Genomic DNA, 12,559 nt, shown 5'->3' on the forward strand with positions numbered 1-12,559 from the left:
TTCCACTAGAATACGGCGTATGAGCACAGCACCACGCATCGCAGCCGCCAAGCGCGACTGGGGCCATGACGAACGCGGCTGCACTGTGCTGCATATCGACATGGACGCGTTCTTCGCGTCGCTTGAAATCGCGCGGCATCCCGAACTCGCCGGCCAGCCGGTCATCATCGGCACCGGCAACCGCGCCGTCGTATCGGCGGCGAACTACGAGGCCCGCAAATACGGCATCAACTCGGCGATGCCGGCGTCACGCGCGCATCAGCTGTGTCCCGGCGGCGTCTTCCTCCCCGTCGACCACCACTACTACAGCCAGGTCTCGCGCGACATCTTCGGCGCGATCTTCAGCCGTGTGACCGACCGGATCGAACAGGTCTCGGTCGACGAATGCTATATGGACGTCGCCGGCGCATTGCTCGAATGGGGCTCCCCACTGCGCATCGGCGCATGGCTGCGCGAGCAGGTCCGCGCGCGCCACGGCATCACCTGCTCGGTCGGCGTCGCGTCGAACAAGCTCGTCGCGAAGATGGCGTCGACGAACGCGAAGCCGGACGGCATGCTGCTCATCCCGGTCGCCCGTCAGGCCGACTTCGTGCAGCTGATGCCGCTGCGCGGCATCCCTGGCATCGGCCCCGCGCTCGAACGCAGACTGGGCGAGCACGGCGTCGATTCGGTGCGCGCGCTCGCCGAACTCGATCTGCCGTTGCTCGAAGGCATCACGGGTTCGCGCATCACCGCCGAACGTCTCTACAACGCGGCGCGCGGACTCGACGAGCGGCAGATCGTCACCCATGCACCCGAGAAATCAATCGGCGCCGAGCACACGTTCCCGCAGGACGTGGGCGACGCGGCGAGCGTGTGCGGGCTGCTGCGGCGCTGCTGCGACGACGTCGCGTCGACATTGCGCCGCAAAGGCCTCGTCGCGCGCACCGTCACCGTGAAACTGCGGTTCCCCGACCTGAGCGTCACGACGAAATCGTTGACGATCGAACAACCGACCGATGCCGCGAGCGCGCTGCTGCCGGTGACGCTCCGACTGCTGCGCGCGATGCTCGGCATGGCGCCGGATGCGGCGCCGGCGAGGCTGCCGCGCGCGATCCGTCTCGCCGGCATGTCGGTGAGCGGCCTGAGCGAGCGCGCGAAGACGGTCATCCAGCCGACGCTCGACGACATGCTCGCCGAAAGCGGCGACGACGGCCATGGCTCGACGACGCAGTCGCGGCTGCGCGGCGCCGAGGAGGCGCTCGACGCGATCCGCGGCCGTTTCGGATCCGGCAGCGCGCAACTCGGCATCTGAGCGATCCATGCGCGCATACGGTCGCATCGGAGTAGACGCAGCAGGCATCCGGCGCGGCCTACGACGACCACGCGATGGCGGGACCGCCGTAGGCCGCGCAGCGGCGATCGCGGCCATCGCGACACGACCGTCCGCTCACAGTCGTCATGTGGCCGTCACTCGCCGATCGCGGCACCCGCGCGCAGCCTGCCGACGGCCGACGCGACTGCCTCGTCGTCCACCGTCGCCGAGAAGCGCAGATAGGCTCCGTCGCCGTAAAACTCGCCGGGGCTCGCGATGATGCCGATCGAGGCCAGGTCCTCCATGTCCTGCCAGCAGTCGCCGGACTTCGCCTTCACCCACACGTAGAGCGCGCCCTGCGGCATCGTCGCGTCGTATCCGTAGGCGCGCAGGCCGCCGACGAGCGCCTCGAGCCGCGCATGGTAGCGGTTGTGCTGCAGGCGCACCTCGTCCGTCGCGCGCAACCCGGCGGTCATCGCCGCCTGCACGGGGCCGGGGACGATGAGGCCGAGCTGCTTGCGCAGGTTCGTCATGTCGTGCACGATCGCCGCGTCGCCGGCGATGCATGCCGTGCGATAGCCGGCCATGTTCGACTGTTTGCTCAGCGAATACAGGACGAGCACGCCGCGCGCGTCGCCTTCGCACACGTCGGCGCGCAGCGCGCACGGCGACCCCTCGAGATCCTGCTCGAGCATGCCGTCTCCGTCGTTGTCGTCGTTCCACGTCATCATCGCATAGCATTCGTCGGACAATACGACGGCGTCGATCGCGCGAGCCGCCTGCACGATGCGTCGCAGCTGCGCCGCGTCGAGCGTCGCACCGGTCGGGTTGTTCGGCGAGTTGACCCACACGGCCTTGACGCCGGACACGTCCTTCCACGATGCGACATCGGCGACGTCGTCCACCTTGAGCACGGCGGCGCCGGCGACCTGCGTGCCGATTTCGTAGGTCGGATAGGACACGCGCGGCTGGACGACGACGTCTCCGGGACCGAAACGCAGCAGCGACGCCATCATCGCGACGGCCTCCTTCGAGCCGACCGTCGGCACGACGTCGGCGCCGATCTGCGCGAGTTCGACGTCGCGGCAGTCGCGGAACCATGCGTGCAGCGCGGCGCGCAGTTCGGCGGTGCCGACCGTGGCCGGATAACCGTAGCCGTTCGCGGCGTTCGCGGCGCCGGCGAGCGCGACGCGCACGGCCTCGGGCACGTCATCCACCGGCGAGCCGATCGACAGGTCGATCATGCCTCCGGCGAATCCGCGCGCGCGTTCCTTGTACTGCGCGATGCGCGACCAGTCGTACGGCGACGAAAAACCATGGAATCCCATCTCACGCTCCTTGTTTCCGGATGTTCGGCTGCTGCGAATGATTATCGTCCCCGTCGTTGACGAGGGTCGGCGGCCGCGACATGGCGTATCTGCGTTGGCGGGGAGCAACTTGCGGGATATCGCCCGGTATCGGGGTGCAGGATCCCTTGTTTTCCAACGATGCGCGACGCGGCTATCCGCCCAGATGCCATATGATGCTCCCCGCCGACGCAGATACGACGCCCGAAGCCGTCCGAAGCACACAAAAACGGTCCGCGGGCCTCCGTCGAGGGGAAGTCCGCGGACCGTGCGTCCGCATCCTGCGTTTTGGCGTCACGCGCCGTTCTGCGGCGGCAGCTCGGCGACGCGCTTCGGGTCCTTGCCGATCGGGCCGGCGGCCTGCGCGCCGCCGAGGTCGCCCACTTCGGCGAAGAACTCGATCGCCGCGTCCTTGTACCACTCCCACTGCGGCGGCAGATCGTCCTCGTAGAAGATCGCCTCGGTCGGGCAGACCGGTTCGCAAGCGCCGCAGTCGACGCATTCGTTCGGGTTGATGTACAGCGAACGCTTGCCTTCGTAGATGCAGTCGACCGGGCATTCGTCGACGCACGCCTTGTCCTTGACGTCCACGCAGGGCTGGGCAATCACATAGGCCATCTTGTCCTCCTTAAGAATCCGTTCCAGACTACCGCGGCGCGCGCGGCCGGGCAAAGTCGACGCGCGCGGCCGGACGGCGATCGGCTCAGCGTCCCCCGTGCCGGCGTCCGGCCTTCGCGGCGGCCTGCGCCTTCGCCTCGGCCGTCTCATGCTCATGCGCCGTCTCCTCGAGCTGCTTGATGCGCTGCTCCTTGTCGAAGCGTTCGAGTTCGGCGTCGAGTTCGCCGGTGCCGAGGCGCGCATGGCCGTAGCTGTAGGTGAAGTAGATGACGAAGCCGATGACGAGCCACACGAGGAAACGGATCCATGTGAGCACCGTCAGGTTGAGCATGAGCCAGAAGTTCGCGAGCGCGACGAGGATCGGCACCCACGGATTGCCGGGGATGCGGAACGTGCGCGGCAGGTCGGGGCGCTTCTTGCGCATGATCGGGATCGCGAGCGCGACGAGCGTGAACGCCGAGAGCGTGCCGATGTTGACCATGTCGGACAGCACGTCGATGTTGAAGCAGGCGGCGACGAGCGCGACGACGACACCGACGATGATCTGCAGCCTCGCCGGCGTGCCGTGCCTGCCGGTGCGCGAGATGCCGCGCGGCAGCAGACCGTCGCGGCTCATCGCGAAGACGACGCGCGTCAGGCCGAGCAGCAGCACCATGACGACGGTCGCCAGGCCGAGCACGATCGCGAAGCTGATGATCTTGGCCGCCCAATCGGCGCCGACGAGTTCGAACGCGGTCGCGAGCGACGGGCTGTCCACGGTCGCGAGCTGCTTGTAGGAGACCATGCCGGTCGTGACGATCGCGACGAGCACGTACATGACGATGACGAGCAGCATGCCGACGCCGATGCCGAGCGGCACGTTGCGCTTCGGGTTCTTCGTCTCCTCGGATGCGGTGGCGACGACGTCGAAGCCGATGAACGCGAAGAAGACGAGAGCGGCGCCGGAGAGCACGCCGGACCACCCGTAGATCGTCGGCTTCATGTGCGTGAGCCACTGCCACAGCGGCTGCGCCATGCTGCCGCCGAGTTCGCCGTGCTGCACATGGTTGGCCGGTTCGCTCGGCGGCACGAACGGCGTGTAGTTGGCGGCCTTCACATAGAAGAAGCCGACGACGACGACGAAGACGACGATCGCGATCTTGAGGATCGTCATCGCGCCGTCCACGCGCGCGCCGATCTTCGTGCCGAAGACGAGCAGCACGGTGAAGAGCCCGACGATGATGATCGGCGCGAGGTCGAGGTGGAAGGAGCCGAAGGTCAGGTTCGTGTTCCAGTCCAGCCCCATGAGCCGCATGAAGTCGTTGAGGTAGACGCCCCAGTATTTGGAGATGACGGATCCCGCCATCAGCATCTCGAGGATGAGGTCCCACCCGATGATCCACGCCATGATCTCGCCGATCGTCGCGTAGGTGAAGGTGTACGCGGATCCGGCGACCGGCATGATCGACGCGAATTCGGCGTAGCACATGACGGCCGCGCCGCATACGATGCCGGCGATGATGAAGCTGATGATGACGGCGGGGCCGGCGTGGAACGCCGCGGCCTGCGCGCCCACCGAGAAGATGCCGGCGCCGACGGCCACGGCGACGCCCATGACGGCGAGGTCCCACCATCCGAGGCTGCGTTTGAGCGAATGCCCCGTCTCGTTCGTTTCGGCTATGGTTTGTTCGACTGACTTCGTCCTGAATATCTGCACGATGCCACCTTGTTCGCGTTCCTACTCTCTGATGTGCAGCTGGCGCTCATGAGCTTTTGGCGTGACCTGCGAACAGGCGATGGTTGCCAGATACGCAGCCTAAGTGTAGGAGCCACCCCGGCGCATCGTTCACTGTGAGCAAGATTGCGGCGGCGCGCGCCGCATATCCGCCCGTTTCGCCATGCAGACGGACGCGATGTGGGGAAAAGGATCCGCCGGCCGCGCCTTGCGTCGGCCGGCGGATCGGAAGGTCGTCGCTGACGCGGGCGTCGTCAGACGCGTCCGTCGTCAGATATGACCGTCGTCAGGACAGCTTCGTGTTGACCATGACCGGCTCGGGCACGAGCGTCACGTTGAACCGCTTGCGCACGCCGTCGCGGATCGCCGAGGCGAGCGCGACGATGTCGTCGCAGGTCGCGCCGCCGCGGTTCGTGATCGCGAGCGTATGCAGGTCGGACAGCGCCGCGCGCGCGTCGGGGGACACGCGGTATCCCTTGTGGAAGCCGGCATGGTCGATGAGCCACGCCGCGGACAGCTTGACGCCGGTCGAGCCGTCGGGAAGCGTCGCCGGATACTTCGGCGAGTCGTCGGGGAGCGCCGCGGCCACAGCGTCGTCGACGATCGGGTTCATGAAGAAGCTGCCGCAGCTGTGGCGGTTGTAGTCCTCGTTCTGACCGACCGTCGCCTGCATATGCTCGTCGATGACATCGGCCGGCGCGTCGTGATCCGTCACATAGCGCTGCTGGGCGCTGATCGCGCGTTCGACCGCCTCCGGTCGCTTCTCGTCGACCATGATGGGCAGCCTGTAGCGCGTCGCGTCCTCGAGCATCGCCTTCGACGCGCGCACGTCGAGCACGGCGTCGCGCAGACGGGAGATCGGGATGCGATCGGAGAGGTTGACGTCGAGCGCCTTCGCAAGCTGCGGATAGTTGACGGCGCCGGTCTCGGTGTGCGTGAGCGCGAAGGTCACGGACAGCACGATGTAGCGCGGCGACGGATAGTACTCCTCGTTCGGCACGCCCGGCGCCTTGTACATGCTCGTCTTGAGCAGGCTCGAACGGTAGCCGAACTGCATCTCGACGTTCGACAATGTCTTCGTCTTGCGGTCCTCGCGGTCCCACACCTCGACCGATTCGACGCTCGTCGCGACCTCCTGGCCATAGGCGCCGATGTTCTGCACGACGCTCGCGCCGACGTTGCCAGGGATGCCGGAGAGCCCTTCGATGCCTTCGAGGCCGCGGTCGACGCAGAACGCGACGAGATCGTCCCAGTTGCATCCGGCCTCGGCGGTCACGTGCACGGTGTTGTCGCCGTTCTCGACCGGATCGGCTTCGTCCGGCACCGTGATGAGGCGGCGGGCGTCGCGCAGCACGAGGCCGTGGAAGTCGTCGTCGGAGGCGAGCAGGTTCGAGCCTCCACCGATGACGCACACGGGGATGCCGTGGGTGTCCGCGTGTTCGATCTCCTCGATGATGCTTGCGCGCGTCGTCGGTTCCATGAAATGATCGATATTGCCACCTACGCCGATGGTGGTGAGCTCTGCGAATGTAGTCATAACTCCCACAGTAACAAAAAACGCCGCAGGCCGGTCGGGTTCAGCTGCCCACAATAATGCGGGCGAGGGGGATGCGCGGACGGCGCCCGCGGGGATCGGAGGCACGGTCCGTACCGACGGCGTCGGCGCAAACGAAAGGAGCCCGACCTGTACGGTCGGGCTCCTGCAAAGATCTATGCTCAGCGGGTCTCGCGATGAAGCGTCTGCTTGCCGCAGCGCGGGCAGAACTTCTTCAGTTCGAGACGGTCGGGCGTGTTACGACGGTTCTTGGTCGTGATGTAGTTACGCTCTTTGCACTCGGTGCATGCCAGCGTGATGCCCGGACGAATGTCTGCGCTCTTGCTTGCCATTTGGTTCACCTCTTGTTGTCGAATATGTGGGCCGGTTTCCCGGCCCTTATAGTAGCGAGAAAGAGACTCGAACTCTTGACCTTACGATTATGAGTCGTACGCTCTAGCCAGCTGAGCTATCCCGCCAGAGAGCCTCGAGTGAGAATCGGACTCACGACCTCTTCCTTACCAAGGAAGTGCTCTACCACTGAGCTATCGAGGCGTGGCGGATAGTGGATTCGAACCACTGAAGCACGAAGCGCCTGATTTACAGTCAGGTCCCTTTGACCGCTTGGGAAATCCGCCATCGTTTTCGGTTGAGGTTCAACCGGCAACTTGGCTAGTATGCCATGGGAGGGTAACTTTCCGCAAATCTCGGCGTGTCGCGTTGCCGTTCCTCGGTTTTCGCCCATCGGCGCAACAGCCTTCTCGCGTGCGGCCGCCGGCCGCACATAGGGGTCAACAGCAATCCGCCGCCGCTATTCCCGTCTGACGCCGGTCCGCGACCACGGCGCCCCGCCCGCACCCCGTCCCGGACGCATTCGGTCGTCGGATACGCGAAGGCCCCGCGTGTCGGAGATGACACGCGGGGCCTTCGCCGTTGCACGGCACGCGCGGATCCGCGCGGCCGCCTTCGCGTCAGGCGAGGATCGCGAGCACGTCGCGCGCGGCCACGATGAGGTAGTCCTCACCCTGATAGTGCACTTCGGTGCCGCCGTACTTCGAGTACAGGATCTTGTCGCCGACCTTGACGTCCATCGGGATGCGCTCACCCTTCTCGTCGCGGCGGCCCGGGCCGACGGCGAGGACTTCGCCCTGCTGCGGCTTCTCCTTGGCGTTGTCCGGGATGAACAGACCCGAAGCGGTCTGCGTCTCGGCCTCGGCCTGCTTGACGATGATCTTGTCTTCCAGTGGAATGAGTGGGAACGACACGACGTACCTCCTCTTTCTGCATTGCTGCATGCGAACAATCGTTACGGTTTCGCTCGGGAACGAATACGTCAGGCGGCTGACGATTCACTTGCCGCACCCTTTCCGTCGCGCTAGTTGTCTATCCTAGCGCGACCGGTAGCACTCTGCCAACTCGAGTGCTAACGCTGTGAGAGAAAAGGTTGCAGCATAAGGAAAACACCGGCCGCACGCGGGCCGGTGTCGTCCGGGATGCGGCGCGCCGCGGCAGACGCGATCGCCGCGGCGCGGCGGTCAGTTGCCGCGACGCGCGAGAATCGATTCAAGGCTCGAGCCGAGCGAGTCGCTCGTCTCGTCGGGCGCCTCGACGGCGGCCGTGCGTTCGCTCTCGTGGAACGCGGCGGAGTCGTTGATCGCCGACGGCGCGGATGCGTCCGCCTTCGGCGTGTCGTTCGATGGCTCCCCGGCGTCCTCGGACGTGGCCGTTTCGACGACGTCCCCCGCATCGGCGTCAGGCGCCTTCGGTTCGGCCTTCGCGACCTGCTTCGTCGATTTGATCTCGCGGCTTTCGGGCGCCTCCCGCGGATGCTCGACGCCATTGCGCGGCGATCCGAGCGAGAAGGAGATCAGGTCCTGGCTGACCGCCATGTCGAAGGCGTCGACCGCGGAAGCCGGCGAGATCTCGGACAGTTCGTTCGTCTCGTCAGGCGGATAGGCGTTCATCTCCTCGCGGACGACAAGCTGCGCATGCACGGCGTCCTCGGCGGCCACGGCGGTCTCGACGCGTGCGGCGGTCTCCCCCGGCTGCGGCGCGGCCGATTCCTCCTGCGCCACCTGTTGCGCCGCCTGGCGACGCGCAAGCGCCTGGGCCTGCTCGACGCGTGCCTGATGCAATGCACGGCGGATCTCCCGCTGTTCCATGACGTCGGTGCGCGTCTCCTCATCCGGCTGCCCCACGGCGTCGGCGTCGGCCGGGGACTGCGCTCCGGCGGCCTCCTCGACCTGACGCCGGACCGCCTTCGGGCGCATCCGCTGCCTGCGCCGATGCTCCTGCTCCTTAGCGGCGACCTTCGCCTCCCAGGCGCGCGCCTGCTTGGACGCGCGGATGCCGAGCGCGCAGACGAGCGCGAGCAGCCCCGCCGGGATGAGCGTGTACCACGGGCTGAAGTGCAACACGAAGGCGAGGAGGACGACGACGACGGACGCGGTGAGCAGTGCGCCGGCGATCAGTTTGCGGCGATGCGCGGCGGCACGGCGAAGCTTGCGTACATTGGCCACATGCTCGCGGTATTCGCGGTATGCGCCGTGTTCCTTCTGCGTCGCTGGCATTATCGCCCCTTTCGTCTTCGGCGAATCGACATCGTTGAACGTCGTGCCACTTTGCTCATCCACCAGATGCAGCGAAGTGGAGTACCGGTCCGAACGATGCTTCATCACTGTCTTCATGCCGTCGACCGTCTTGCGTGGCAGCCATATCGCCATGATGATTCCGACCATCACCAAGACCACGATCGTGCTTAGTGATTCGTAACCCATAGTTCCTAAGAATAAAAGAATTTAGGACAATGAGGAAACGCGGCCGCCGGGCGTGTCGCCAAGCAGGCGGCGGGTGAATCCGCCGGGAGCGTCCTCGGCGAGCAGACTGTACGATTCATGATCGCGCCACTGCCCATTGATGTACATATATTTTCGTCGCATGCCCTCATATTGGGCGCCGACCTTCTCCACGACACGCCGCGAGCGCCCGTTCTGCGGCACGAGGTCGATCTCCACCCGGTGCAGCCGCGGGCCGTCCGGATCGAGCATCGCCCAGTCGGCGAGCATCGCCACGGCGAGCGGCGTGAATCCCCTGCCGGCGTAATCATGGTCGATCCAATATCCGATGATGCCGCTGCGCATCGCGCCGAGCATGACCGCGCCGAGTGAGATCTGCCCGACGATGCGGCCGCCGTATTCGACGACGAACACGATCGCCGACCCCGAACGCTCGTCGCGCCGCTGCATCCGTATCCATTGCGGGAACGTGACCGGCCGACGGCGCTCGGGATCATTCGAATCCCACGGTTCGAGCCATGCCGCGTTGCGTATGCGCACCTGGTCCCATTCGGCCTCGTCGGCCGCCGTCATCGTGCGCAGGCGGATCGCCGGCGCGTCCGCCGGGGCGAGCAGCGTCATCGGCGTGCGGAAGGCGTCGGACGTGTCGCGCCGCATCGCGTCGCGCAGGGTTCGGAATATCGTCACGCCCTCCATTGTCCCACGCGCGACGCGCACGCCGACGCCGCGGCGTCCCATCTCGCGGTACGCGCAACCCGACGGTGACCTCGGCATGGTAGAACCGTGACCATGCCGCACATGAACCAGCCGAAGCCGACGACCGACGAGCGCAAACGCGAGCTCCGCCATGAGCTGCTCCGGCAACGCCGCTATATGACGGCGGCCGACTGCGCCGGCGCTGGCGAGCGCTGCGCCGACGCGCTGTTCGCGTTGCCGTTGTTCTCCCGGCCGCGCACAACGCCGCTGACGATGGCCTGCCATGTGTCGATGGGCACCGAGATCAGCACATTGCCGATCCTCAACGAGGCCGCGGCGCGGGGCATCCATCTGCTGGTGCCCCGGCTCGGATCGGGACGGGAGGTCGGATGGTCCCGGCTGACGTCGCCCGAGGAGGTCGCCGGGTTGCGCCACGAGGCCGCCTTCGTCGCCGGACGTACGCCGCATCCCCACGAGCCCGATGCCGAGACGCTGCCGGCCGCGGCGCTCGCCGACGCCGACGTCATCGTGCTGCCGGCGCTCGCCGTCGACCACGACGGCGACAGGCTCGGACGTGGAGCGGCGTGGTACGACCATGCGCTCATGTTCGCGCCGGCGGCGTCGCCGCGCATCGCGATATGCTGGGCGAGCGAATTCGTCGACGAGACGCTGCCGACGCAACCGCACGACGTGCGGGTCGACGCCGTGCTCACGCCGCGCGGCCTCACGTTCACCCGATGACCCGCGCGGGGCGATGCGCCCTGCCGTCCGCATCCCGCCACGTGGACGACCTACGCCTACGGTGGATGGCCGTTCCCGTTCATGCATACATGTGAGTAGTCTCTGGGGATTAGAACGATATGCGCTCGCGCGAACGCGTCCACCCGAAAGGAGCATCATGCCCGTCTACCATTACCGTTGCAAGCATTGCGGCCACGACTTCACCGAACACCAATCCTTCGACGACAAGCCGATCACCGTCTGCCCCGAATGCGGAGAGCCGACCGTGCACAAGGTGTATTCGGCGGTTCCGATCACCTTCAAGGGCAGCGGCTTCTACCGCACCGACAAGGGCTCGTCGAAGTAGGTCCTCTTCGAAGCCGCGCTCATCTTATCGCAGCGCGCTCACTATTCGTATTCGCAAGGCCACCGTCGCTCCCATGCCATGGAGCACGGTGGCCTTGCGGCGTCTGCCATGACGCCGGCGACGGATAGCCCCGCAAAGATCGCCGTTCGGCCTCGGGCGTAGCGCCGTCCGCGCCTTCCGCGGATGCCCGCTCCCTCTGCGTCCGTCCTTGGATTCCGCGGCGGCGCCCGTCTTCCATGCCGTTGCGCGAATCCGACGATGGACTGCGGGCACGATGATCCCCGTCGCCTCCCTCCATCCGCGGCTGCATGGCGGCTCTTGTGGATGGGGGTCCCGTTCATCCACAACCATGTGGATACGATGTGGACTGAGAGCGAACAATCTTCACAATCCACAACTCCGCACGGCGTGTCGTCCACATTTGGCCGACGACACACCCTTCCGGTCACATACCCCGCTGCGGCTGGACACCGCCGGAGCTCCGGACGCATCATGCTGCCATGACGCATATGTTCGACTTCAGTTTCCGTTCCGGCCGCGGCGGCGAGCCACGACCAGGCCGGCCACGCACACCGCGCGGCCGACGTCTCGACCGCCGCTCCCGCAAGCTGCTCGCGGCCTGCTGTGCCGCGCTCGCCGTGCTGTGCACGCTCGAATGCATCATCACGGCGACGGCGACGCGCAACGTGCTCACCGCGTCCCATCAGATCCAAGCGGGCGACGCCGTCGTCACCGCCGATTTCACGCCGACGACACTGCCTGCGAGCGACGCGTTGGACGGCGCCGTCGAACGGCTCGACGACGAGACCGCCTACGCGCTCATCGACATCCGCAAAGGCGACGTGCTGCTGCCGACGATGCTGGGATCCACGCCGGCCGTCGCGCCGGGGCATACCGTCATCGACGTGCGCCTCGGCGAGCTCAGCCATCCCTTCGCCCCGGGCACGCATGTCAGACTGACCGCAGCGACCGGATGCTCCCCTCCCGCCGTCGGCGCCGGCGAGGCAGCCGACGAAGCCGAACCGACGGATGCGGACGCACAGCCGAGCCCGGATACGAGCGCGGATGCGAAAGCGTCCGCCGTCGCGGACGACGTGCAGGCGGACGGCCTGTGCACGGTCAGCGACGACGCGATCGTCATGGGAGCCCCACGCGACGATGCGGCGGCCGACGGGCGTCTGACGCCGGTCGCGATGAGCGCGGCCGACGCGATGCGCACATTGCAGGCGCAGGCGAACGGACCGGTACTCGCCGTGCGCGCCGATTAGCGGCCGCGCTCCTCGAAGACGCCCCAATGCGGCGGCAGCTCCCCGAGGATGCGACGGTCGTCGTCAGCCGCACGCTGCTCGCGTGTGCGCATGTCGCCGGCCTCGAGCTTGACGCCGTCGGCGTCGAACCGCTCGGTGCCCTTCATGACGACGCGGCGATGGCGGCGCGGCGTACGCCGGTCGGCGCTGTACGCCGGCGCCTGCGCG

At 66.7% G+C, this 12,559-nt stretch carries 13 protein-coding genes and 3 tRNA genes; 4 read left to right on the plus strand and 12 right to left on the minus strand.

The features are described from left to right. Nucleotides 1–19: 19 nt before the first annotated feature. The gene (gene dinB / locus B1400_RS00670) at nucleotides 20–1,294 is read left to right on the plus strand and encodes a DNA polymerase IV (RefSeq protein ID WP_095612568.1); all 1,275 of its coding nucleotides are present in this window, start codon (nucleotides 20–22) and stop codon (nucleotides 1,292–1,294) included. A gap of 155 nt (nucleotides 1,295–1,449) precedes the next feature. On the opposite strand, the gene dapC is transcribed toward dinB, so the two are convergent. The 11 genes from dapC to B1400_RS00725 form a co-directional block, all read right to left on the minus strand. Continuing rightward, nucleotides 1,450–2,622 (minus strand): succinyldiaminopimelate transaminase, encoded by a 1,173-nt coding sequence (gene dapC, locus B1400_RS00675; protein ID WP_095612569.1) that lies wholly within the window; start codon nucleotides 2,620–2,622, stop codon nucleotides 1,450–1,452. A gap of 312 nt (nucleotides 2,623–2,934) precedes the next feature. Beyond that, nucleotides 2,935–3,258, minus strand: a complete 324-nt coding sequence (fdxA, locus tag B1400_RS00680; protein ID WP_024540987.1) for a ferredoxin — start codon at nucleotides 3,256–3,258, stop codon at nucleotides 2,935–2,937. An 85-nt stretch (nucleotides 3,259–3,343) separates the two neighbouring features. Further along, nucleotides 3,344–4,954, minus strand: coding sequence for an amino acid permease (locus B1400_RS00685; RefSeq protein WP_095612570.1), 1,611 nt, complete (start codon nucleotides 4,952–4,954; stop codon nucleotides 3,344–3,346). Between the two features lie 304 nt (nucleotides 4,955–5,258). After that, the gene (locus B1400_RS00690) at nucleotides 5,259–6,509 is read right to left on the minus strand and encodes an FAD-binding protein (RefSeq protein ID WP_095612571.1); all 1,251 of its coding nucleotides are present in this window, start codon (nucleotides 6,507–6,509) and stop codon (nucleotides 5,259–5,261) included. A gap of 179 nt (nucleotides 6,510–6,688) precedes the next feature. Further along, nucleotides 6,689–6,859: a 50S ribosomal protein L33 gene (gene rpmG, locus B1400_RS00695; protein ID WP_022858912.1), complete on the minus strand. Its 171-nt coding sequence runs from the start codon at nucleotides 6,857–6,859 to the stop codon at nucleotides 6,689–6,691. A 52-nt stretch (nucleotides 6,860–6,911) separates the two neighbouring features. Beyond that, nucleotides 6,912–6,985 (minus strand) — tRNA-Met (locus B1400_RS00700). A 4-nt stretch (nucleotides 6,986–6,989) separates the two neighbouring features. Next, nucleotides 6,990–7,061, minus strand: a tRNA-Thr gene (locus tag B1400_RS00705). A 1-nt stretch (nucleotide 7,062) separates the two neighbouring features. After that, nucleotides 7,063–7,144 (minus strand) — tRNA-Tyr (locus tag B1400_RS00710). Between the two features lie 333 nt (nucleotides 7,145–7,477). Beyond that, nucleotides 7,478–7,771 carry a co-chaperone GroES gene (gene groES / locus B1400_RS00715; protein WP_024540990.1) on the minus strand — a complete coding sequence of 98 codons (294 nt, stop codon included), beginning with the start codon at nucleotides 7,769–7,771 and terminating at the stop codon, nucleotides 7,478–7,480. A 270-nt stretch (nucleotides 7,772–8,041) separates the two neighbouring features. Beyond that, nucleotides 8,042–9,244 carry a ribonuclease E domain-containing protein gene (locus B1400_RS00720; RefSeq protein WP_407641052.1) on the minus strand — a complete coding sequence of 401 codons (1,203 nt, stop codon included), beginning with the start codon at nucleotides 9,242–9,244 and terminating at the stop codon, nucleotides 8,042–8,044. A gap of 60 nt (nucleotides 9,245–9,304) precedes the next feature. Next, nucleotides 9,305–9,988, minus strand: a complete 684-nt coding sequence (locus B1400_RS00725; RefSeq protein ID WP_235607234.1) for a GNAT family N-acetyltransferase — start codon at nucleotides 9,986–9,988, stop codon at nucleotides 9,305–9,307. A 111-nt stretch (nucleotides 9,989–10,099) separates the two neighbouring features. On the opposite strand from B1400_RS00725, the gene B1400_RS00730 reads away from it, so the two are divergent. The 3 genes from B1400_RS00730 to B1400_RS00740 all read left to right on the plus strand — a co-directional run bounded on the left by B1400_RS00730 (nucleotide 10,100) and on the right by B1400_RS00740 (nucleotide 12,352). After that, on the plus strand, nucleotides 10,100–10,738 hold the full coding sequence (locus B1400_RS00730) for a 5-formyltetrahydrofolate cyclo-ligase (protein WP_157909600.1): 639 nt from the start codon (nucleotides 10,100–10,102) through the stop codon (nucleotides 10,736–10,738). A gap of 157 nt (nucleotides 10,739–10,895) precedes the next feature. Next, nucleotides 10,896–11,084 carry an FmdB family zinc ribbon protein gene (locus B1400_RS00735; protein WP_095612574.1) on the plus strand — a complete coding sequence of 63 codons (189 nt, stop codon included), beginning with the start codon at nucleotides 10,896–10,898 and terminating at the stop codon, nucleotides 11,082–11,084. A 500-nt stretch (nucleotides 11,085–11,584) separates the two neighbouring features. Next, the gene (locus B1400_RS00740; protein WP_095612575.1) at nucleotides 11,585–12,352 is read left to right on the plus strand and encodes an SAF domain-containing protein; all 768 of its coding nucleotides are present in this window, start codon (nucleotides 11,585–11,587) and stop codon (nucleotides 12,350–12,352) included. Here B1400_RS00740 and B1400_RS00745 read toward each other — a convergent pair. Beyond that, nucleotides 12,349–12,498, minus strand: a complete 150-nt coding sequence (locus B1400_RS00745) for a BAG family molecular chaperone regulator 5 (protein ID WP_095612608.1) — start codon at nucleotides 12,496–12,498, stop codon at nucleotides 12,349–12,351. The two genes, B1400_RS00740 and B1400_RS00745, sit on opposite strands and share 4 nt — an antisense overlap. Between the last annotated feature and the right edge of the window lie 61 nt (nucleotides 12,499–12,559).

Origin of the sequence: Bifidobacterium italicum (genome assembly GCF_002286915.1) — a bacterium.
GTDB classification, from domain to species: domain Bacteria; phylum Actinomycetota; class Actinomycetes; order Actinomycetales; family Bifidobacteriaceae; genus Bifidobacterium; species Bifidobacterium italicum.